Source organism: Gemmata algarum (assembly GCF_034097035.1).
Classification (GTDB): Bacteria; Planctomycetota; Planctomycetia; order Gemmatales; family Gemmataceae; genus Gemmata; species Gemmata algarum.
In genome coordinates this window covers 80670-103500 of record NZ_JAXBLV010000222.1, presented here as the reverse complement: position 1 = coordinate 103500, position 22831 = coordinate 80670, and the positions used below count along the sequence as shown (strand labels likewise).

Below are 22831 nucleotides of genomic sequence, written 5' to 3'. Positions count from 1 at the left end.
CCAGTCCTCGCCCCGTCGGCTCTCCCCTGCAAGGGATCGGTCTGTAACCCCCGTTACAGCCGCGCGACACTCGTGGGCGTCGGAGTTACCGCCGAACTTCGAGCCGTTTGTGAGTGCAACCAGGAGCAACAGAAACACCCCGTCATGCCCGCCACAAACGAAACCGGTTTTGGACCCCGGTCGCTCGGACACCTCACCGCACCAGCGCGGGCCGATCTAAAGCGATCCCACATTAAACTGATGGCACCGCAGGCACGCCACGACGTTCGGAACGAACGCCACTCGGATAGGCGGAAAACGACACAGATCCGGACGCGGCTGACGGAGGAAGAGTGCGCTGCTCGACGAGGTGAGTCCTGGTTGAGGATATTACAGTAGACCCGTGATGAAGGCTGAACGGCTACCATATACGAGACCCACCGAGACTTGACACGCGCATTTCATCGGGCCACGCGAACCGATAGTAAGCACAATCTCTCCGCGGCAGCTTGTTGTCAGAGGTTCTGGCACCATCTGCCGCACTACCACCGGCAGTAACTTGCCCGTTCCAAGCCCCCTGTCGGAGCAGCCCCTCAAAGCTGGCCGGGGATAGATGAGTGGTGGTATTCTTGATTTCACCATGCCCACACTTGAAAAAATTCAAAATTTGCCCGACGGATATTTTCACCGCCTCTGCGACGACCTCATCCGGCGGTTGCACCCAAGGTACGCCCGGCTCCGCACGCACGGTCTAAACGCAGCCGGCGAGAGCATCGTCGGGCAGCCCGACTCCTACGTCGGTGACTCGGCCACGACCTGCCGCATCGCCGTCTGTTACACGGTGCAGGAGAAGAGTTGGTGGACCAAGCTCTTGGAGGACGTGCAGAAGGCTGTCGCTGCGTCACCGAACGTCGAGGAGATCGTCGCCGCGTTGCCGTGGGATGTTGACCGCGACGGTCCGACCAAGGGAGAAAATCTCGACTGGCTGGAGAAGGCGAAGGTTGCCGCCGGGAAGGCCAGGTTATCTACCCTACACGGGCCGGAGATCGCCCGCCTCCTCGACACCGACCACCAAGACCTCCGCCACGCCCACCTCGGAATCCCGTACTCCCGCCTCACTCACCAGGCGATCCTCGCGGCGTGCCGCCATGCAACCGCCGCCGCCCTCGCCGACCTCCAGGCATACGGGCGGTACGACCCCGGCCGCTACCTCTACCGCGACGCGGACCGGGAATTGTTCCGTCTATGGCAGCGTGCCGCGCGCGGAACGAGTTCAGGGGCCGATCGCGAGGAGTCAGTCCGTCTGATTGCTCTCGTCAACGACTCCGGCTTCGGGAAGACGAGCCTGCTCTGCTCCTTCGCGGCCTCACTCTCTGCGTGTCAGCCGGTCATGTTCCTTCAGGCCCGCCACCTCTCGTTCGCCGGTGAGGACGCCCTGGTGCGAGCGGTCGTCCAGGCACTCCAGGGCGTCCTCGCCCCGGAACTCGCCCGCGGGGAGGAAGTCGAGGTCGTGTACCACCTGCGGCAGGACCGGCTCACGGTCGTCCTTGACGGTCTGGACGAAGATGGGAATGCCGTCGCCGTGCGGCGGGCCGTCCGCTACTGGCTAGACTCCCGACTCGGTTGTCGGAGCGTTCTGGTCCTGTCGTCCCGCCGGGAGTTCTGGCGTCTCGCCTACGAGCGGTCTTGGGGGCGGTGGATGGCGGGGCTGATGGCCGACGACCGGGAGGCCGTCACGCCGGGAGAGCGGACCGCGCTCACCGGTTCCGAGCCGTCCGCCGGCGTCTGCCTACCCGGACTGTTCTCGCCAATGGAGTTAGAGCGGGCCTGGGTGGCTGGCGGTCGCCTGCCAGCGGACATGTACACCCTGCCGGGAGAGGTGCGGGAGGAACTCCGTCACCCGTTCACCCTCCGGGCCTTCCTCGAACTGTCCGCCGGGGGCGGTCCTGTAGTGGCCCGGAGCCGCACCGACATCATGTCAGCCTGGCTCGATGTCCGCCTGCGGGCGGAAGAAGACGCGGCAAACCGGATCACCGCCGACGTATACCGGGTAGCCCTTGCCGAGGTCGCAAAGCGGATAGCTGCCGGGAACGCAGGCTGGGTCGCCGTCGACCAACTGGGCGGGGTGCCGCGATTCGATGCCTCGCGACCGCCGGGGAAGCCCGTTGAGCGACTCCTCCACGCGGGCATCCTGGAACCCCTGCCTGGGCACGCCGACCGCATCCGCTTCGTGTTCGAGGCGGTGCAGGATTTCTTCCTTGCGGAAAACGACGTGGCGGCTGTCGCTGGTGACCCGCAAACGGTGGCCCTGGCGCTAGCGGACGGCAGTTTCAGTGGGGTCTACATCCGCCTCGAACGGTTGGGCCGGGGCCTCACCGGCTCGCCCGTGCGAAACGAGTTCCTTGACGCCCTCGCCGACCTCGACCCGGTCCGGGCCGCAGTCGTGATGCAGGCCGATCCGGGCGCCTATGAGCCGGCCGTGCGGAAGAAAGTCGTGGCGGAGCTCAGGGAGCGACTCGGCAGCCGACACCGCGTGAGGGCCGCTTTCACGGCGAACCTGCTGGGCCACCTCGACTGCCAAGAGGCCAGGAACGCACTGCTCGAAGGTCTGCCGGCCGAGAAGTGCCCGTTCCACCTTCGCGTGTCGGGGGCCCGTGCGTTCACCCGGCTGGGGTGTGTGGATGGGGTGGCATTCGTCTACGCCTACCCGTGGTTCGGCCAGGGCGACGATCCCTACTACTTCAGCGAGGACATCCAGCGGACGCGGGCCGCCAGCCCCGCGTTCAGGTCGGCCCTGGGCGACTACGCTGCCGTGCGGCTCGCGGCTGCCAGCGGAACATCAGAGCACGTCCGGGCGGTGACGGTGCTGGCCCACCTGGGGAATGCCCGACTTGTAGAACACCTCAAAGACCGGCTGGCGACCAACGGGGCCCTCCAGGGGTACGAGAACCACGCCCTGATCGCCGTCGGGACCGAGCCGGCGGCCGCCGTCTTCACGTCCTCGCTCAGGGGTGCGGCCACCTCCCTCTCGCAACTCGGCTACGAGGACGGCGGGATGGCTCGCATGCACGTCCACTACAGCGTGTCGCCCAAGTCGGCCGACCTCCGCTACCTCATCACCCCGCCGTTCGAGGCCGCACTTGAGGCCCTGATCGGCGACGCCGACGAGGAGGTGGCGGGACTCGCCGCCGACCTGGCAGACACCAACAAGTCTCCCCGCTTGCTGCACCGATCCCTGGTCGTTAGGGCGGGGCGGCGGGGGCTTCACTCTCTCTCGACGGACCGGGTGGCCGATACCGTCGATCCGCCGACCTGGGTGTCGTGGTGGAACGCGGCGGAGTCGGACGCGATCCGCAGCATGCTCCTGACGGCCATGAGCCCGGTGCCGAGTGCGGAGACGGAGCGGATCCTGATCGAGTGCCTGGACAACCCCCAGTTCCGTTCCGCGGCGGCGGCACAACTCGGACAGATGGGCAGTCAACACGCGGCCGCACCGCTCCGCCGGCTCCTCGAAGAAGGGCTGCGTGGGTGGGACGCCCTGGAGGTGATTCGAGCTATCAGTCTGCTGGCCGACCCGGCGGCGGTGGGCGTGCTTGCCCAGATGGCTCAGGACACCTCCGGGGATCAACTGAGCATCATTACAACTGCACTTGGCGCCATCGGCACGGAAGCGTCGGAACGGGTTCTCGTTGAACTCCTCGACTCCGGGAAAGAAGCCGACTGGCTTGTGAGCGGGCTGTTCGTTCACGGCAGTCCCACCGCCGTGGCCCGCTTGGTGGCAGAGGCCCGAAAGGACGGCCGGGGGCCGAACTGGTTGGCGGAGCGGCTAAGGCAGGCCTTCAGGTGGTGGGGGTGGACCGTCGGTCGCTTCCACACGCATGTCCAGGATAGGGACTTGATCGCCTACCTGGAGGAGCAGGAACACGAGTTCAAGGGTCCGGCAAAGTGGACCCTACTCCACGCCATCGAGCCGATCGACTCTGAGAACGTGCGTCGCCTGCTCAGGAAGGTGGCTAACCGGCGCGGGACGCCTGAGGACGACGTGGTCCGGGGGGACGACGGGTTGAGGGCATCCTGGCTGGCGTCCCGCGACCTCATGAATCGTGAAGACGCGGCCGCGGTCGAACACTTCGTCACAGAGGCGATCAGCCTGGACGAGCGGCGGGCGTGGGCGGCACGAGATCTTGTAAAGCTGCCCCGCGACGTGGTCGCCACCCGCCTGCGAGAAGCTCTCACCGCCGCCGAAACCGACGAGTTGCGGGCGGTCGTGGTTCGCCTCATGGGTCATTTCGGCAACGAGGAAGATGCAGCCGCCGTCCACGGCTTCGTCGAGAGCGGTAATGATGGGCTGGCCGACGCCGCCTACGAGGCTCTGTGTCGGCTGAGAGACCCACTGCTCGTGCCCGCCGACTGGGGAGGACCGTGATTTGAGACGTAACCAGGAACTCGGTGTCTCGCAACGTTCCGAAGAGAGCATTGATACCTGTAACCTGTTATCAGGGGTACAGGTGGGGAGAAACGAAAAAGGCCGCATGACTTACATCATGCGGCCCTGAGTACACCCAAGAGGAGTCGAACCTCTAACCTTCGGTTCCGTAGACCGATGCTCTATCCAGTTGAGCTATGGGTGCTCGCCGAAGCAAATCATATGGCCCGTCCCGCCCAGCGTCAACGTTTCCCGCCTTGAACAATTTCGATCCACGACCTCAACGCGGGCCACCCGAGTTTGAAGGTTGTGCCGGTTCGCATTGTTCCCGCAATTCTGCCAGACGCGCCGTCCCCGTGCCGCACGAAGAGACGAAACCGCCGGCCCACGAATTTGACCGACCCCGGACCCGGGGCAATGATACCTTCGCTCAGGATGAATACCGCTAGGTCTGCATCCGAACAAGGAGGTTCCCCGTGAAGGTGCGTGCCCTGTTCTCTCTCGCCGTCGCGGCCGGCTTCGCCGGTCAGACGCTCGCGACTCCCCCGGCCGCTCTGCCCGCCGTGGCAGCCGTCAACCCGAACCAAACGCTCGCCGACGATGTCGCCACCCGCATCCGCTCGGGCGGCAACGCCACGGGCGCCGATGTGGCCATCGTGGCACAAGACGGCATCGTGACCCTCAGCGGTCTCGCCAAAGACGCCGCCCAGAAGGCGAAGCTCGTGGCGGACGCCAAGTCGGTCACCGGCGTCGTTGTGGTCCGTGACAACATGCGGTCGATCGCGACCGGCGTGGTGCAGGTGCAGGACCCGCCGATCGGGCTGGCCCCGGTCGCGCCCACCCCGCTCGGCCTCACCGGCGCCCCGCTGGCCCCGGCCCCCGGCCCCGTCGGGTTCAACCCGATCGTGGAACCCGCTCCGCTGGGCGTTCCGGGTCAGGCCGCCCCGGACATGCAGGCCCCGAACCTGCCGCCGTACGCGTGGCCGACCTACGCCCCTTACAACAACCTCAGCCGCGTCGCGTACCCGGAATCCTACCCCTACAACGCGTTCCCGTTCATCGGGCCGTACTACCCGTTCCCGAAGGTGCCGCTCGGCTGGCGCAAAGTGACCCTGGAATGGGACGACGGGCACTGGTACCTCGGTCGCAAGTCCGCGCCGCACGACTACTGGCGCGTGAAGTTCTGGTGAGCCACCCGCGGTTAATGTGAAGCGAGCCACGCCGGGTTCCCCCCAACTCACTGAGTTGAAGGAACCCGGCGTGACTCGCTTCGCCCGCGCTCGAACCGCCGCGGCCAACCGGCCTTTACACCCTTTCCGGCAGTGACGACAATTCCGGGTATGGACGCACGCAAAGTTCTCGGCCCGGACGGGCTCATCTCCAAGAAGTTCCCCGGGTTCGAGTCGCGCCCGCAACAGCTCGACATGGCCGAGGCCGTCGGTGAGGCGTTGGGCCGGAAGCGTCAGCTCTTGGTCGAAGCCGGAACCGGGGTCGGCAAGTCGTTCGCGTACCTTGTCCCCGCGATCCTGGCCGTCAGCGCGAAGAAGGATTTCCGCGTCGTCATCTCGACGCACACGATCGGGCTTCAAGAGCAACTGATCCGCAAAGACCTCCCCTTCCTGCAATCCGTTCTGCCCGGGGACTACCGGCCCGTACTCGTCAAGGGTCGTGGCAACTATCTGAGCCTCCGCCGGCTCCGCGTGGCGCAATCGAAAGCCAGCTCGCTCCTCGATACGCCCGGCGCCGTGGACCAGATGATCCAGATCGGCCGCTGGTCGCGCAAAACGCAGGACGGGAGCAAGTCCGACCTGCCCGTCCAACCCTACGAACCCGTGTGGGACTTGGTCCACAGCGACAGCAGCAACTGCCTGGGGCGGAAATGCCCCCATCAGGCGGACTGCTTCTACTTCCGCGCGCGGAAGACCGTGTTCGGGTCCAACATCCTGGTCGTGAACCACGCCCTGTTCTTCGCCGACCTCGCGCTGCGCCGCACCGGCGGCGGCATCCTCCCGGAGTACCACGCCGTCATCTTCGACGAGGCCCACACGCTCGAAGATGTCGCGGCCGACCACCTCGGCATCGGCCTCTCGCAGGGCGGGGTCGAGTACCTCATGAGCCAGCTCCTCGCGCCGCGCACGCAAAAGGGCATCCTCGCGACCCTCGGCGACGGCGACGCGGTCGCGCAGCTCGACGCCACCCGGCAGGCCGCGGAGAAGTTCTTCCTGTCCGTCCACCAGTGGCAACTGAACCAGCCCAAAGGCACCGGGCCGAACGCCGCCGGCGGCACCGGGCGGGTGCGCGAGCGGTGGATCGTCGAAGACACGCTGAGCACCGAACTGGGCCGGCTCGGCGACACCCTCCACGAACTGGCGAAGGGGCGCGACGCAGAAGAGGAGAAGCTCGAACTGGTCAGCCGCGGGGACCGCTTGTACGCGATGGCCAAGAGCGTCAAGGAGTGGCTCGGTCAAGAGCTCCCTGGCCAGGTCTACTGGGTCGAAACCAAACCGGGTCGGATCCCGCGGGTGGCGCTCGCCAGCGCCCCGATCGAGGTCGGACCGGCCCTGAAGGAGCAGCTTTACGACAAGGTGCCGAGCGTCGTTCTCGCGAGCGCGACGCTGTCCGCGGGCGGCGAAACCGGGTTCAAGCTGTTCCAGAAACGGCTCGGCCTCGACACCGCAAAAACGGCCCAACTGGGCAGCCCGTTCGACTACCAGAAGCAGGTCGAGCTGCACCTGTTCCGCTCCATGCCGGACCCATCGACACAGAGCGCGCGCTACGAAGACGAGGTGCTCAAGAAGATCCCCGAGTACGTGGCCCGCACGAACGGCCGCGCGTTCGTGCTGTTCACCAGTTACGGGTTCCTGAACCGGGCGGCCCAGCAGCTCATGCCGTGGTTCGTGCAGCACGGGTATACGCTGCTCGCGCAGGGGACCGGCCTCCCGGCGGCGAAGCTGCTGGACCAGTTCCGCGAGGCGAAGAAGGCCGTGCTGTTCGGGGTGGACAGCTTCTGGCAGGGGGTCGATGTGCGCGGCGAGGCGCTGTCGAACGTCATCATCACGAAGCTCCCCTTCTCGGTGCCGGACCGCCCGCTCACCGAGGCGCGGCTGGAGGCGATCCAGGCCGGCGGCGGCAACCCGTTCATGGAGTACCAAGTGCCGCAAGCGGCCATCAAACTCAAGCAGGGCTTCGGCCGGCTCATCCGGACGGCCACGGACACCGGCATCGTGGTGCTGTTCGACCCGCGCGTCATCACCAAACCCTACGGTCGCGTGTTTCTGGATGCCCTGCCCGACGCCGCCCGGTTCATCGACGGAATGCCCACCGATCCCCCGGCCACCAAACCGGCGGCCAAGCGCAAGGCACCCGCGACATGACCGACGAGCCCGCGGCAACCGGTTCGCAACCGTGAAGGTCCGAGTTGCACCCGGGCCGGCACGCTCCCTAGAGACGCGAAAGCCGTAGCTGGCAGCAGGCCGACCTCGTACACTGCCGCGAACGCATCCCTTCCGTCCTGCGGTGAAACCAGCAATGTCTGGGCTGCTGCGCCTCTGGGACACGTGGCTCGCCGAACCGATCCGCAAAGTGGAAGCGGACGCACTCGCGTACCGGCTCTCCGATCAAGGTCGCCGGATCGACTGGCGCACGCCGATCGTACTCCTCACCGCCGCCGCGTGCCTCACGGTTCAGAACTACACCGGCGGCCCGGCGGCGCTCATCGAGGTAGTAACCCTTATCGCCCGTGTCCTCAGCGGCCCCGAAGCGGCGGCGGCAGCGGAGGCGACCTTGCGCCGGTGGAGCGCCGACCCGCTTTCGACCCGCGTGTGGTGGGCCTGGGCGTCGGTCGCAACTTACGCTCTGATCCCCGTGCTCGTGCTCAAACTCGGGTTCCGCGCGCGGCTGAAAGATTACGGCCTGAAGCTCAGCGGCGTCTTTAACGCGTGGCCGCTGTACGCGGTGTTCGTGCTCGTCATGGTGCCGCTCGTCTGGTTCTGTTCCGGAGAAGAGCGGTTCCAGCAGACGTACCCGTTCATGCGGTTCCAGTCGCCCGCCGAGGTGCGCGCCGAGCTGTGGAAGTGGGAGCTTTCCTACGCGGCCCAGTTCGTGGCGCTGGAATTCTTCTTTCGCGGGTTCGTGGTCCACGGCACCAAACACCGGTTCGGTGTTTACTCGGTGTTCGTGATGACGTTCCCGTATGTGATGATCCACTTCGGCAAACCGTGGCCCGAAACGTGCGCGTCGATCGTGGCCGGCGTGGTGCTCGGCTACATGAGCTTGGCGACCCGGTCGGTGTGGCTCGGTGCGAGCCTTCACATCGCGGTCGCGTGGGGCATGGACCTCGCGTGTCTGGCGCGCCGCGGCCTGATCTGACCGCCCCGGATGCCCGTTACCGCACAACCCCGTATAGTGTACGCATGACCCAAGCGATTCGCGTGCGCGGCCTCGTGAAGACGTACCCCGCCCGGCCGCCCGTCCAGGCGGTCCGCGGGCTCGATCTCGACATCCACTCGGGCGAGTGTTTCGGCCTGCTGGGGCCGAACGGCGCCGGCAAAACGACCACACTTGAGATTATTGAAGGGCTACTCGATCCCACCGCCGGCGAGGTCGAAGTCCTCGGGCTGAAATGGGGCCAGAACGACACCGAGTTGCGGAACAAGATCGGCATCTCGCTCCAAGAGACGCGACTTTCCGACAAGCTCACGGTGCGCGAAACGGTCACGCTGTTCCGGTCATTCTACGCGGCCGGTATCACCCCCAACGAAGCCATCGGGCGGGTGTCGCTCGAAGAGAAGCAGCACGCCTACGTGGACAAGCTCTCGGGCGGGCAGCGCCAGCGGCTGGCGGTCGCGACCGCGCTGGTCGGCGACCCCGAGTTGCTGTTCCTCGACGAGCCCACAACCGGCCTCGATCCGCAGTCGCGGCGACAACTGTGGGACGTGATCCGCGCGATCAAGGGCCGCGGGCGCACGGTCGTCCTCACGACGCACTACATGGACGAGGCGGAGCGGCTCTGTGACCGCGTCGCGGTGGTCGATCACGGGCAGGTGATCGCCCTCGGAACGCCGGCCGAGCTGATCGCCCGCGTCGGCGGCGAGCACGTCATCGACCTGGACCTCGACCCGACGACGCCCACCCGCCCGAGCCACGGCGAGCTGAGCGGGCTCCCGACGGTCAACGCCGTCCGTGAAGAAGGGGACCGAATCACCCTGACCGCCGGAGAGCCGCACCGGGCGCTCCCCGCGCTACTGGACCTTCTGCGCGCGCGGGGAGCGAAACTCGCCGGGCTCACCACCCGGACCGCAACGCTGGAAGACGTGTTCGTCACGCTCACCGGCCGGCACTTGCGAGACGGGTCTTAACGTCCGAAGGTCGAACGTCGTAACGCCACAACCTTCGGACTTGGGACGGGATTATGAGTCCTCTCTGGCAACTGACGCTGGCCCGGTTCCGCGAGTTCTACCGCGAGCCGGCGGCGCTGTTCTGGGTATACGGCTTCCCACTGATCCTGGCGTTCGTGCTCGGGCTCGCGTTCAGCGAGAAGCCGGTGCCCGCGGCGAACGTGGACGTTGTCGCCGATCCGCGTCACCCTGAAGTAACCGAGAAGTTGCGGATCGGCCTCAGCTCCGATCCAGGCGTGAAAGTCGAAGTGCTCGACGACCCGGTTGCCCGCAAGCGCCTTCGCACGTCGAAAACCGACGCGGTCGTGATACCGCGGCCCGAAACGGCGTCGGGGTACGAATACCTTTTCGACGCCACCCGTTCCGAGAGTGTCCTGGCCCGAAACGCGGCCGACCGTGCGCTGCTTCGTGCGGCCCACCCGACACCGAATCCCCCGGTCGAAACCGCAACGACTGAGCCCGGCGGCCGGTACATCGACTTCCTCATTCCCGGGCTGCTCGGCATGAACCTGCTCGGCGGCGGGCTGTTCGGAGTGGGCTTCGCGGTCGGCGACCTGCGCGTCCGGAAGTTGCTCAAGCGGTTCCAGGCGACCCCGATGCGCCGTTCCGATTTCATGCTCAGCCTGATGATCAGTCGGCTCGTGTTCACACTCATCGACATCGGGCTGCTACTGGGGTTCGCGTACCTCGCCTTCGGCGTGAAGGTCCGCGGCAACCCGCTGGTGTTCGTGGGGCTGATCGCTCTCGGCGGGGCCAGCTTCGCGGGGATCGGGCTGCTACTCGGCTCACGCGCCCGCACGATGGAAACGATTGCCGGCCTCGTGAACGCCGTGATGCTTCCCATGTACGTTCTGTCGGGGGTGTTTTTCTCGTCCGCGCGCTTTCCAGAAGGGATGCAGTGGTTCGTCCAGTTGCTACCGCTCACCGCTCTGAATGATGCGCTGCGAGCGGTGATGAACGACGGCGCCGGTTGGGAAGCGCTCCCGTACCCGCTCCTCGTACTCGGCGTGTGGGGGGTACTTAGTTTCGCGCTCGCACTTCGGATTTTCCGCTGGCGGTAGCCATTCGATAAACGACACGGCCCTCGGACCGATCCGAGGGCCGTGTCATCCATATTTGATCAGTCAGCAATTCGCAGTCACAGTTCTTCACGTCGGCCTGAACTCGCCAACAAAAGCAGCCCACTCACCACCGCAATCCCGCTCACTGTCGGCGGCACCCAGATTGTCTGCTGCACTTCGCGGCTCGGTTCAGCCGTGTCGGGCCGCTCGGTTGCCCCAGAAGCCAGACCCTGCCATCCGAGCCCGAGCGCGCCCACAATGACGAGGATGATGCCTACGATGCGCACGATCTGCCCCCCAACACTATTCCTGCCGATAACCGAGGTGTGTTCCGCGAATCGAGCAGCACAGTCGGAACACACCGCCTCTTACGAGCCCTGAGTGCGACGGGCGTCGAACCGAGCGGCAAGAGTTTCCGGAGCGTCATTACTCTCGGTCTCGGTCAAATGCGAAGCGGCCTGATCGACCAGCTTCGGGACGGTCGTTTCCAGGGTCGATTTCAGCGAGGTCGAAAGAGCGTTCAGAGCCGTGTCCGCTAGCTCACGCACCTTCGCGCCGAGCGCGTTACGCACTTCGTCAAAGATGCCCGGTTGTGCGGCCCTTCCAACGGCGGCGACCGGTTGCGACGAAGTTGATGCGGGATGCGCGGCGGCCGGAATCGGCCCACTCGCCTCGGCGAACGGACTGAACGACCCGCCCGCACCACGGCGCGGAGCGATCATCGCACCGACAATGCCACCCACCAGCGCGGAAAGGCCAACCGCGACCCACGGGTGCTCGCGCACGTGGCTGGAGATGTCGAACGTGCCCTTGAGTGCGTCACTCATAGCGGCAGACGCCTGCCGAACGGTTTCAGTTACCTTCTCCGGTGCATGATTCACCAGCGACTTAACCGCTTCAACGGTGCCGGTAAGCGTGTCTGCAGCTGTCTGTACCGTACCGACCACTTGGTTCTCCAGGGCAGCAACTTTCTCGGTCAGTGCTTCACGAGTCTGAAGCATCTCGCGTTCGATCTCTTCCGGAGTTTTCTCCGGCTGGTTCACTTGGTCTGCCACGTGACATTCTCCTTGAGCGCGTTGAAGGTCTTATCCGGCAGCGGGTTGAACCGTTCGAGGAGGTTGTAGCTGATCCATCCCAGAGCCCCGCCCACGAGAAGGAACGCCAGGCTCACGAGGCCCCATGAGGCCCACATCTTGAACCCGAACTGTTCGTGCAGCAGGTACGCTAAAGCGGTAATCACGCCGAGCGTGCCCACGGTCATGCACACGACTGCGATCGCGCCGAACTCGGCGGCCCGCTTCGACCGCTTGAAGTCCTCGCGGACTTCCGACTTCAGCATGTCGGCCTGCTGCCGAAGAAGCGTTTGAGCGTCGTTAATGATGCCCGACACGAGCCCAGTTACCGTCTGTGGAGCGGGACCGGGTGGGGTGTTCGTCGCGTCGTAAGAGGAGAGCGGCGGAGCGGCTTCAGCGGTTGCCATCGGGGTGACTCCTGAAACGGGATCTGCATCCTGTCCTGAGCACGTTGCGTGCCAGGGCACGAAGCCCCATCGAGGTCTCTTTGCAACGCACAAGATGCGGAAGATGAGCGGGTTAATTGAAGCAAGCCGGAAATTGCAATTTTCAGGCCGCGCAACCCTCTTCTCACCGGTCGGCATTAACAGAGAGCACTGGACCACTAACCACAAGATCACAGCAACCCACAACGCGAAAGGGCCGACCGGAATCCTCCCGGTCGGCCCTGCGAGTCGGACTCACTTGAATCAGCTCTTCGCCGCCTGCATCACAACCTTCACCGCGTCTCGGGCGTCCGTTTTGGACTCTTCTGGATCAAGAGCGATCCCGCCCTCCCCTTCGAGCCGCGAAATATCGTCCTTGCTCTCGATCTCATGAACCGTTGGGAGGTTCTTGAAATCGCCCCGCAGTGCCCGCAAAGCGAACCGCTCCTGATCGATGTCCTGCCCCGACCGGAATCCCATTTCGCGGAACGTTGCGCCGAGCCAGGACGACCGGCCGAACAGGTACTGGAGTAAAAACACCCCGCCCAGGGCCGGCAGAATCAACCACCAGGGATTGAGTAAAGCGGTCAGGGCAAACCCGGTCACGATCATCAAACCGATAAGAACCTTGGTCGCACGCCCGGCACTCCACTCCCGGTCGAGCTGGGCAATGCGGTCGGTAATCGCCTGCGGACCCGCATCCGCCAGGCACGCCAGGCGCTGTTCCAAATTCACTTGGTTCGCGCACAGTTTGCGGGTGCCGTTGAGGATGTTCATGGTGCGTCCCCAGAAGTTATGAGCTCGTGCGGGCGAACACCAGCACGCTGTACGGGCCGATGTTGACGGCTCCGTGATCCGGCAGCCCGTCACACTCACCCGGTTCGGCGGTCACATCGGACGAAGGGTAGTTCCCGAATGTCTCGCTGTACCCCGCCCAGTCTGAGTTAATCAGCAACTTCCATGCCCCAGATTCTGGGAATCCGATCCGGAAGTTCTCCCGCGCGTCGCGGTGGAAGTTCGCAACTACAACCACCGAATCATCTTGCCCTCCGTCCATCCAGCGGTGAAAAGCAATCACTTTTGCCGTCTCATCCGCCCGAATCACCTGGATGTGTTGTCCCGTGAGCCCCTTGGTTTGCCCGCCGCGGTTAAGCCGGAGACGAACGAGGTCGCGGTACAATCGCACGATCCCGCGAAACTCGGACGACTTGTCCCAATCCAGCGGAACGGTGTCCCGGAACCACTCGCCCTCCAGAAACTCCTGCCCTTGGAACAGCATCGGAATGCCAGGGGCTGTGAACACGAGTGCCGCCGCGAGCGTGGATCGTTTTTGTGCGAACCAGTTCTTCGGATCGCCCGGAGCGATCTCGTGGACCACTCGCGCCTTCCCGTTCGCGACCTCGTCGTGACTCTCGCTGTAGATGACTCGCTGAAACGCGTCACCGTTGTAACGGTGCGCCAACGCATGGGCGATCGCGCCCATTGACCGGTGATCGTCCTCGGCCGCGATAACGGCCTCGCGTATCGGGTGAACGAACTGATCGTCCCACTGCGCGCCGTAACCCGCGCCGCCCTCCCCCACCGGCTTCGTCATCCACTCGCTGTGCTGGAGGTCCTCGGCGATGGTCAGGGTGTTGGGGTGCTTCTCACGAATCTCACCGTTAATCCATTGGAGCAGGCTCCAGCCGTCCGGCAGGTTCGGCTCGCCGTCGGCGCGGACGCTCCGAATGTAGAGCGTCATGTCCATGCGCAGCCCATCGATGTGGTAGTCCTCAACCCACATCATCGCGTTGTCCCGGATGAACTGCCGCACTTCGGGGCGCCCGTAGTCGGGTCGGGTGTCCCCCCACGGCGTCTCCCTCCGCCAGTCCTGGTAGAAGTAGATGCCGCCGCCGCCGTTCTCGCTCCACCCGTCGAACTGCCACAAGTCGAGGTCGGACGGGCCGAAGTGGTTGTACACCACATCGAGAATGACGGCGAAGCCGTTCCGGTGCGCTTCCCGGACGAACTCTTTAAACTTCTTTGGCCCGCCGTAAGCGCCTTCCACCGCGAACATGTGGGCCGGGTTGTAGCCCCACGACCGGTCGCCCGCGAACTCCGCCACCGGCATCACCTGGATGCAGTTTACGCCGAGCTTTTTGAGGTGGTCGAAGCGGTGGACCACGGTCTCAAACGTCGCGGGCCGCGGGTCGTCGGGGTTCGGGTCGTTGAACGTGCCGACGTGCAGTTCGTAAATGACCCACTCGTTCCAGGCCGGCGTCTTGTGGAACTCCTCGCCCCAGTCGAAGTTAGGGTCGTGAACGACGGCATTGCCAACGGAGTTGGTCACCTCGCGGGCGTAGGGATCGATCTTAGACAGCTCGCCCGCGGGCGTCTGTAAAGAGTATCGGTACTCCGCGCCGATCTTCGCCCCCGGCACGTCGCAGTACCAGTAACCCTCCGCGTTCTCGCGGGTCATCGGGTTCTTGGACTTATCCCAGTCGTTAAATGTGCCGATCACGGCGACGCTCTCGGCGTGTGGTGCCCACACCCGGAACGCGACCCCGTTCGCGTGCGGAATCGCACCCATGCCCGCGTGGATTGCGGGGGCCGAGGCCGAGTGTCGACCGTGTTTGATTTCTGCCGCGGGGTACGGGCGAACGCGGGAAACGGGCTTCGTGGGCTTCATAGCAGGCATCAGACGGAACTCCTTGATGAAATCGGCGAGCCCCATCGGTGCTCGCCGCGTTAAACCGAACTTTTCACAGACGCTCATTGGCTCGCCAGGGACGGAAGCCCTGGCGCACTCGCCGCACGCGGCTCGACCAGCGCGCCGTCGGGGGTACGAACGCCGGACCCGAACCGCTGCGCGTACACGAACGTTAACTCGGCCCCAAACAGGAGAATCATGGTGGAGTAGTAAACCCACACCAGCAGCACTACGAACGCCCCTGCCGCGCCGTAGGTCGAGCCGACCGCGGCTTGTCCCAGGTACAACCCGATTAGATACCGACCGACGGAGAACAAAAGTGCAGTGACCGCGGCCCCGATTCCCACGTCGTGCCAGGACAGCGTCGTCTCCGGGAGCCACTTGAAAATCATGGCGAACAGCGCTGCCGTGAGAACGAAGTTAAACACGAAGTTGACGACCTGGGCGAGTGCATCCATTCCGGGTAGCCATCCGGATACACGGCTGTTAATGCCGGCCAGGATGGCGGTCACTACCAACGAGGTGAGCAGCAGAAACGCTGCGCCACATACGAGCGAGAAGGAGAGCAGTCGGTCCTTCACGATACTCAGAATGCCGCCCTCCACCTCGTGTCCGGGAACCTTCCAGATCGTGTTGAGCGCGCTCTGCATGTCCGAAAACACACCTGAAGCCCCGAAGAGGAGTACGCCGCCAGCAACAATCGCGGCCACGATGCCATCCGACTTTGACGAGCTTTTAACAATCAACTGTTCGACGAAACTCGCAGCCTCGACGCCAATCGTGTCACGAAATTGCGCAACAATCTCGCCTCGCGCCGCCTCTGGACCGTAGGCGAGCCCGGCAATGGCGACGACAGCTAGCAACAGCGGCGACAGTGACAGTGTGGTGTAATACGCGAGTGCAGCGCTGAGTCGCATGGCCTTGTCGTCGATGAACTTCGTTGCGGAATCTTTCAACAACGCCCATACGTCGTGCGGCTTCATTTTCATTGCCATCGCCTCGTGGTTACGTCGCACAAAGCAAGACACGTGCCGAAAGTCGGCACACAAAATACAGCGACCCACCCGTGAATCGGGTGGGTCGCTGGAGACGGGACTAGTTATGCCGTCAAACGACATCTCGAGTGGACCGAGTCCCCATGATTAGGGACACGACGAACATCACCAGGAAGACGAAGAACAGAATCTTGGCGGCAACCATCGAGGTTCCGGCCACGTCGGTGAAGCCGAACAGAGCGGAGATCAACGCGATAACCAGGAACATGAGCGCCCAGCGGAGCATGGCACACCCTCCGAAAGAGAATCGTTGGAATCGTTATGGTGATCCGCCGCTCGGTTCACGGTGCGGCAGGTTGACACGAGCATCAGGCTGAGGCAGCCTTTTTTGCCGAAGTTTTACTCCGGCAGTTGTTTGGTCCGATCCGCGTTGCCGCGGTGAGTGGTAGGAAAGCAGAGAGCGTGCCAATTCGCAATCGGAACGCGTGGATCGATGCCGCTGGTCATATTGAACCGTCCGTAACGGTTTTAAGCCTCTTGAGCACGTCCGCCGCACGTCGTTGCGAAACCGATCAATCTGCAACCTGCGATGGAGCGCAGCCAAGTTCCCATTCACCAATCGGAAGCGTGCTTACTTACGCAGTACCGCCCTGGAGCGATGCTCTTTGGCCCCAACTCGAACCACAGTGACGCTGCGGAACGCCTTGTGCTCTCTACTGACTTGTTTCGGTCTCACCCTGGCGGCGCCCGAGCCAACGCGTACCTCTGGAGAACGTTACAGTGGCAAGAAATGCGGTCCCCACTCAAGGGCGTAACGCGAACAAAACACCGCCCTCACAGCGTTCAAATCCGGCTGAAGCTTCTGACGCCGTTTCTCTTCAACCGGCTCAACCATCTACGGAGCCGTCAGCGGTGGACGATGAGAAAGTTCGTGCGCTGGCCTACTCCTTGTGGGAGCGAGCGGGTCGCCCAGCGGGTGACGGGGGCGAGTTCTGGCTCCGAGCCGAACAAGAACTGACGCAACGCGGTTCGTGATGTTGCGGTAATAAAAACGCGGCGGCCCGCTCGAAGTTCCGAGCGGGCCGTCGCACTGGGTAAACACCATCACTGTTCAACTGCCCTTCATCACGATCGCCGCGTTCAGTATCGCCGCGAATGTCACCCAAAGCCAGTACGGTATCAGTAGCAGGCCGGCGACGCGAGATACGAGAAAGAACTCTGCCACCGTCACACCGACGAGAACCCAGAGCAAGCACACGTCGAGGAATCCGAGCAGCGGGCTGTGCAGTCCGAAGAAGCAAACGCTCCAAGCCAAGTTCAACGCCAGTTGAGCCCCGAAGGCACCAAGCGGGCAGCAAATATCATCAGACGCCCGAGACACCCACACGATTGACGCCGCAACAGCCATCAGCGCGTACATTACCGTCCAAACGGGACCGAATACCCAGTTCGGCGGGGTCCAGTCGGGCTTTGGGAGGTGCTCATACCAAGGGCCAACGTTCGGTGCGGTAATCGCACCGCCGACTGCGGCGACTAACGTTGTGGCCGTCACAATGACCGCCACTCCCATCAACCCTGGCGTGACGTTCGGTTCTTGAAAGCGTACTCGCCCCGTGAGAGCAGCCATGATGGAAGTCCTTTCGGGCGCGGGGATTCCAATAAAAAGGCCGCCGGCACCAAGGCGCCGGCGGCCAGTGAACGCCGATCAGCACGCGCCACCGAGCAGCCGATTCAACTCGTCCACGTGTTTTCTCACCTCGGGCAACAGTTCTCCGTTGATGAGCCGGTACCCGTCCGGTGGGATGTCCTCGTGGTTCACGGCGTCTTCGTACACTGCAATGGCGTATTCCTCGCACTGACGCAGTGCCGCCAGCACCGACGCACATCCCACGGCTTTCGCGCCCGGCGCGGCCGTCGCGCTAAAAGCAGGCCACAGCCCTGGGCTCTGGGACGGCACAGCACTCATGAGGACCACGCACTCGCGCAGTTCGCGCTCGGCACGCCGGTGCCCGTCACGGATCTTCTGGAGTTCAATGATTGCCGTCGGGTCCTCGATCAGGCCGATCGCGTGCGTGTACGTCTCGACCGCCGACAGTTCGTGCCGGAGCAGCGCGTTCATCACCTCGGTGCCACTCGCCAGCGCTTCGTGGGTTTCGGCGTTCAGCATGGTGTAACTCCTTTGGCAAAAACACCCGCAGACGGTTGAAGCCTGCGGGCGGGCGAACGGCCATCTGCACTTACTTGTTCTCGGTCACGGTCACGGAAAACGATTGGCTGGTGGGCGTCCCGCCGCCGTCCGGTGTCCCGACAATCTTGATGTCGTGCTTGCCAATCGGAGCGTCCTTGTCCGGCGTCACGGTAATGGTAAACTTGGTGTCCCCGTCGCCCGCCTTGATGGCGTCCTTGCTCAGTTTGACCGTCAGCTTCTCCGGCTTGCCTTCCACGGACAGCTTCACGTCTTTCTTGAAATCGGACCCACGTTCGATGCTGGCGTCGTAGCTTTCAGTGTTGCCCTGCTTCACGTCTTTAGCGGTGGGAAGCGACAACTTGAAACTCGCGTTCGTGTTCGGCGTCCCGCCCTCGGGGCTCTTGTTACAACCGAACGCGAAAGCCACCAGAGCTGCGGTTGCGAGGTAAGTGATCCGCATTACGTTCCTTTCAGATTCGATCGCTCCACCCGACGGCAGTGTCGGGTTACGTCTCTACTACGCAACCGCTGTGCCAGACCAGTCCACACTACGGCATGGGTATTGCTTAGTGGTGAATTGTTCTCGAAGAGGCGTACTGCCTCGGCTTCAAGACGAAACATTTCGGAGTTACGGCAATGCCCATTCTCTCGCACCCCGCGTTTGGGCCGAAAACGGCACTCGGGTACGTCACCGGTGGCGCACTTTTGTGCGTTTGGACAGTCGTGTGGTACTTCACCCGTGGACAAGACCGTCCGCTCGATCATACTGACTGGTTCTGGCTTGCAGGATTATTCCTGACCGGCAGCACGTTCATCTTCCTGGGTCTGATCTTGGGGCCACTCGGACGCGCAGCGCGACAAGCAGAACTTCCACCGCCCGGAGCCCTAAGTGCGGAAGCGGCTATCCAACAAACTGCCGCAGCACATGCCCCGGCGATGCCGGCTGCTGTTCAGCCAAGCCCGCTTCCCGCGCAAGCGATGCCAGTTGCTCCGGTTGCGCCAACGCCAGTCGCCCAGGTCCGCTAAAACACCGCCACAATCCCACTCTCCGGACCGCTCCCAACTTTTGGGAGCGTTTTTTTACGCCCTGTGCTTTCCGCAACTTCGGCCAAGCGAACCTCAAAATCCCGATGCTAATGAAGACCGAAACGCATACCCCGCCTGTTATGGGGTGAAGCAGAACCCTGCCGATAACCAACCATTGAGTCACGAAAAGCCTTGGAAAGTAGCACGTTCCGAGCTAAGGAGACTGTGGAAAGTGCGGCTCCACTCCATCTCAGGCACACTTTTGCGCAAGCGATTCGCCTTTTAGACTGATGATTCCCTACCGTCGCGAGGTGTAATAACCCTTTCCGCACTCACCTGCGTGCCCAATCGAAGCACAGGGTCAACCGAACAGAACCGCTGCTGGAGACTGGGAACTGGTTCCCGGGATTTGACGTGTATCAACTGCTCACGAGCCCCATCCGCATTGAAGAACAAAATCGATCGGCAAGAACCGTCAAAATAGTCAGAGCAACTTCGATCACATCTCAAATACCGGTCGTCTGGGGCGACCGGTTGGGAGAAATCCCAAGTGGGCCGCTCTGCAATTAGCGGCTTAACGCCGGCTGCGGATCGGATACCAGCGTGGCAAGTGGCACGGCACTCCTCTTCGCAGAGATGATTCGGCGAATGCGCTTTGATAGGCCTGGTTCACCTGCCGATCGCAGTTGGCCGGCTCGCTCGTGCAAACGCCGAGCAGTTTCCGGCGCCCAACTCGGGTCTGCAACGCGATCTGCGTTCAACACCGCGTTGAGTTCATCGAGACGGTTAATAACAGTTCCGCCATAGTCGTAGATCAGTTCGCACAGAGCCAGCGCGGCGAGCACCGTTTCTTGACCGTAGCGTGCGATCCGCAACGCGGCGCCCTCGTTATGTGGCCTCATCCGCTCGGCGTAAACGGCGTGGGCATAAATCGCGCGACATTCCCGCGTAAAGTCCGCGTTGAGCAGTTCGAGCAGATCGTTCTTCGTGACGACCGACGGGGCATACTTAGAACGACGGACGGTGGGCTGCGTTTTCATCGGATCGGGCCTCCGGTTCTGGGCGTCCCATTTTTCGCAAAGCATGTGCCGGAAATCACTTACCGAAACGGAGCCGGCCCCGGGAACCTGAGTTCCCGGGGCCGGCTCCAACGATCTGACTGTGCTGTCGAACAGGGGCGTGTGCGATGATTTTCCCGTCGGCCACAGTTCGGCACAATTAGAGAACCCGAGCCGTGCGGCCGATGAGCAGTCCGACACCGAAGCCAATGAGCAGAGCGGGTAACGGGTGCTTGCGGACGAGGGATGTCACTTCGCGTCCGAAATCACCCACGGAATCACTCGCCGTATCGTACGCGTTCTCGACGGCGTTACGCGCATCGCTGGCGTAGTGACGTGCCCGATCGCCAGCCGTCTCAAGAGCGCCCCGAGCGTCGCCCGCCCACTCTTGAACCTTGTCGCGGGCTTGGCCCGCGAACTCGCCGGCACGGTCTACCAGATGTTGAGCGTTGTCCTTAACGCGATCGGCGATGTTGCCGCCTTCGTTCTTCGTGTTCTGCGCTGCGTTGGCCGCTTTGTCAGTGGCGTTCTTCGCCGCGTCGGCCGCGTTATCGATGCCAGTCTTCACGCGATCTTTGAGATCCGCCATTATCGTGCCTCTGAGGGGTTCTTAAGTCCGGGCGGAACCAACTCCTCCCGATGACGCCTGAATGCTATGCACCTGCCGTGCCAACCAGATCCCGCCGGACCAGGGGACGGTGTTCATTGGCGCCGGCCGTTTCAAGCGTCGGGGACAAGTCCGCGAGCCGCTTGCGGCTGTCCGCCAGCGTGCGGTCGATTCCGTCGATGTTCTTAATCGCCTCGCTACGGTTATCCTGTTCCGCCGTGTCTGCACCCCAGCGACCGAGCAACAGCTTCACCTCCGGGAACCGCTGCCGCAGTCGGGTGAGTACGTACCGGGCGTGCGTGACCCCGCCCGGGGGCAGTGTAGCGATCAACACAACTGCCGGGCGGAACTCGTCAACCTGCGTAATCAGTTCGGAAGCGAGCGTTTCGTCGCCCACGATTTTCACTTCCCATCGCGAGGGGTCGAGGGTCAGCGCGAACACCTCCGCGGCCACGTGCTCGGCTTCGTCCCGAGCGGGAGCGATTAGCAGTCGCACACGCGATTCCGCCGGGTGTTCTGTAACCGGCCGGAGTTCGGCCACTTCTTCGGCGATCTCACGAGCCGCCGTGGCGACGTAGTGCAGATCGGACTTATCCAGGTCGCCCTCGTGGTGGTCGCGGCGGGCCAAACAGAGCGCCGGCACCACGACCGAATCGAGCGCGAACTCGGCTCCATGTCCTTCAGCGGCTTCGAGCGCCACGTCTGCCGCCTCGTCCTGGTCGTGAGCGGTGAGCCGCTGGTAGAACGCTACCCGTGGTTCTAGCGCCGGCTGGTCGCCCAACAGCACTTCAAAGAACTCGAACTGCTTCACGTGTCGCCCGAGCACCAGCAGGCACACCGTCAACGGCCCGGACAGGATCAGACCGATCGGCCCCCACATAAACGCCCAGAACGCGGCCGAAACGAGCTGCGCCACCTCAGACAGTCCCATGCTCTGGCCGTACAGTTTCGGCTCGATGAGGTTGTTGCAGAACGCCTCGAGGCCCAGGAACAGCACCAGTACCGCGACCGGTTGCCCCCAACCGCCGCCCCACTCCGGCGCGGTCGCGACGGAGAACAGTAGCGGCGGGATGAGCCCGACCCACGTACCGATGTACGGCACGTAGCGCATGAGGGTCGCGATGAAGCCCCACAGGATCGAGTACTTCACACCCAGCGCGAACAGAGAAATCGTGATGATGGCGCCGAACGCGGTGTTCACCATCAGCTGACTGAGCAGATACTTGCTGATGCGCTGCGAAGCGTCGTCTACAGCCTTCGTGGTGGTGGTGATCTTCCCCGCGCCAAGGAGCCGGATCATCCGGTTCCGCAGGTCCTCACGTTTGAGCAGCATGAACACGGTGAGTATAAACGTGAATGCCGCTTGGCCGAGTATCTCGGCGGCCGGGCTGAGCATCCCGCTCCACTGAGCCGCCATCGACGGCGACGCTTGCTCCACTACCACGGCATTCGTGCTCGAGACCGGTTTCGCCGATGCGAACACGTCTTCGACATCGTCAACGAGCTTCCCGAACTTGCTCTCGCCGCTGCCCGCGATCCACTGCTTAACTGAGGTCAATTTTTGCGTGATCGATTCGCGCTTCTCGGCCGATGTCTCGGCTACCCGAGTTATCTGTTGCGCGATGATGGTACCGATACCTAACCCGGTGAGGCCGAGCAGCCCGACCGTCAGGATCACCGCCGCGGGCCGCCCGACCCCGCGGCGCTGAAGACGATTCACCACAGGCGACAGCACGAATGCAAAGAAGACGGCGAGCGTGACCGGGATGAAGATCGATCGCGCCCAGAACAGTACGGCCACCAGGGCCGCGCCGACCACGGTCGCGGCCAGCGCCACCAGCGCGCGCTGCCAATCCGAAGCAGCCATGAGCGGAGCTCCTACAGACATAACGGGTAGACACGCTCACC

Annotated in this window: 20 protein-coding genes and 1 tRNA gene; 7 read left to right on the top strand and 14 right to left on the bottom strand. The window is 63.6% G+C overall.

The features are described 5' to 3' along the window. The first annotated feature begins 619 nt into the window (after positions 1-619). Complete coding sequence (locus tag R5W23_RS27095; protein WP_320689052.1) at positions 620-4405, top strand: hypothetical protein; 3786 nt, start codon at positions 620-622, stop codon at positions 4403-4405. 131 nt (positions 4406-4536) lie between these two features. On the opposite strand, the gene R5W23_RS27090 is transcribed toward R5W23_RS27095, so the two are convergent. Further along, positions 4537-4610 (bottom strand) — tRNA-Arg (locus tag R5W23_RS27090). Between the two features lie 271 nt (positions 4611-4881). On the opposite strand from R5W23_RS27090, the gene R5W23_RS27085 reads away from it, so the two are divergent. From R5W23_RS27085 to R5W23_RS27065, 5 genes are all read left to right on the top strand, one after another. Then, positions 4882-5595 (top strand): BON domain-containing protein, encoded by a 714-nt coding sequence (locus tag R5W23_RS27085; RefSeq protein ID WP_010051541.1) that lies wholly within the window; start codon positions 4882-4884, stop codon positions 5593-5595. 150 nt (positions 5596-5745) lie between these two features. Beyond that, a complete protein-coding gene (locus R5W23_RS27080; protein WP_320689051.1) occupies positions 5746-7779 on the top strand; it encodes an ATP-dependent DNA helicase in 2034 nt (677 codons plus the stop codon). Positions 7780-7933: 154 nt separating this feature from the next. Then, entirely contained in the window at positions 7934-8773 is an 840-nt protein-coding gene (locus tag R5W23_RS27075) for a CPBP family intramembrane glutamic endopeptidase (protein ID WP_320689050.1), read from the top strand. Positions 8774-8817: 44 nt separating this feature from the next. Next, complete coding sequence (locus tag R5W23_RS27070; RefSeq protein WP_320689049.1) at positions 8818-9762, top strand: ABC transporter ATP-binding protein; 945 nt, start codon at positions 8818-8820, stop codon at positions 9760-9762. 53 nt (positions 9763-9815) lie between these two features. Beyond that, complete coding sequence (locus R5W23_RS27065; protein ID WP_261186399.1) at positions 9816-10862, top strand: ABC transporter permease; 1047 nt, start codon at positions 9816-9818, stop codon at positions 10860-10862. A gap of 77 nt (positions 10863-10939) precedes the next feature. Here R5W23_RS27065 and R5W23_RS27060 read toward each other — a convergent pair whose 3' ends face one another. The 7 genes from R5W23_RS27060 to R5W23_RS27030 all read right to left on the bottom strand — a co-directional run bounded on the left by R5W23_RS27060 (position 10940) and on the right by R5W23_RS27030 (position 16330). Further along, on the bottom strand, positions 10940-11149 hold the full coding sequence (locus R5W23_RS27060; RefSeq protein ID WP_261186398.1) for a hypothetical protein: 210 nt from the start codon (positions 11147-11149) through the stop codon (positions 10940-10942). Between the two features lie 81 nt (positions 11150-11230). Further along, positions 11231-11917, bottom strand: a complete 687-nt coding sequence (locus R5W23_RS27055; RefSeq protein WP_320689048.1) for a DUF883 C-terminal domain-containing protein — start codon at positions 11915-11917, stop codon at positions 11231-11233. Continuing rightward, entirely contained in the window at positions 11902-12342 is a 441-nt protein-coding gene (locus R5W23_RS27050) for a phage holin family protein (RefSeq protein WP_320689047.1), read from the bottom strand. The genes R5W23_RS27055 and R5W23_RS27050 overlap by 16 nt, the downstream gene beginning before the upstream one ends. Positions 12343-12624: 282 nt before the next feature. Next, positions 12625-13137 (bottom strand): YbaN family protein, encoded by a 513-nt coding sequence (locus tag R5W23_RS27045; protein ID WP_261186395.1) that lies wholly within the window; start codon positions 13135-13137, stop codon positions 12625-12627. Positions 13138-13153: 16 nt separating this feature from the next. Further along, positions 13154-15073: an alpha-amylase family glycosyl hydrolase gene (locus tag R5W23_RS27040; RefSeq protein ID WP_320689046.1), complete on the bottom strand. Its 1920-nt coding sequence runs from the start codon at positions 15071-15073 to the stop codon at positions 13154-13156. Between the two features lie 38 nt (positions 15074-15111). Next, the gene (locus R5W23_RS27035; RefSeq protein ID WP_320689045.1) at positions 15112-16038 is read right to left on the bottom strand and encodes a YihY/virulence factor BrkB family protein; all 927 of its coding nucleotides are present in this window, start codon (positions 16036-16038) and stop codon (positions 15112-15114) included. Between the two features lie 118 nt (positions 16039-16156). Then, positions 16157-16330, bottom strand: a complete 174-nt coding sequence (locus R5W23_RS27030; protein WP_010053102.1) for a DUF1328 domain-containing protein — start codon at positions 16328-16330, stop codon at positions 16157-16159. A 494-nt stretch (positions 16331-16824) separates the two neighbouring features. Between R5W23_RS27030 and R5W23_RS32810 the strand changes: the two genes are divergently transcribed. Next, positions 16825-17079 (top strand): DUF2934 domain-containing protein, encoded by a 255-nt coding sequence (locus R5W23_RS32810; RefSeq protein ID WP_407936167.1) that lies wholly within the window; start codon positions 16825-16827, stop codon positions 17077-17079. Between the two features lie 76 nt (positions 17080-17155). Here the strand turns inward: R5W23_RS32810 and R5W23_RS27025 are convergent, their stop codons facing one another. The 6 genes from R5W23_RS27025 to R5W23_RS27000 form a co-directional block, all read right to left on the bottom strand. Next, entirely contained in the window at positions 17156-17671 is a 516-nt protein-coding gene (locus tag R5W23_RS27025; RefSeq protein ID WP_320689044.1) for a TspO/MBR family protein, read from the bottom strand. A gap of 78 nt (positions 17672-17749) precedes the next feature. After that, positions 17750-18211 (bottom strand): ferritin-like domain-containing protein, encoded by a 462-nt coding sequence (locus R5W23_RS27020; RefSeq protein WP_320689043.1) that lies wholly within the window; start codon positions 18209-18211, stop codon positions 17750-17752. 70 nt (positions 18212-18281) lie between these two features. Continuing rightward, complete coding sequence (locus tag R5W23_RS27015; RefSeq protein ID WP_320689042.1) at positions 18282-18692, bottom strand: COG1470 family protein; 411 nt, start codon at positions 18690-18692, stop codon at positions 18282-18284. Between the two features lie 1132 nt (positions 18693-19824). Further along, complete coding sequence (locus tag R5W23_RS27010) at positions 19825-20298, bottom strand: hypothetical protein (protein WP_320689041.1); 474 nt, start codon at positions 20296-20298, stop codon at positions 19825-19827. Positions 20299-20476: 178 nt separating this feature from the next. After that, a complete protein-coding gene (locus tag R5W23_RS27005) occupies positions 20477-20905 on the bottom strand; it encodes a DUF883 family protein (protein WP_261187941.1) in 429 nt (142 codons plus the stop codon). 64 nt (positions 20906-20969) lie between these two features. After that, the gene (locus R5W23_RS27000; RefSeq protein ID WP_320689040.1) at positions 20970-22790 is read right to left on the bottom strand and encodes an AI-2E family transporter; all 1821 of its coding nucleotides are present in this window, start codon (positions 22788-22790) and stop codon (positions 20970-20972) included. Positions 22791-22831 lie beyond the last annotated feature (41 nt).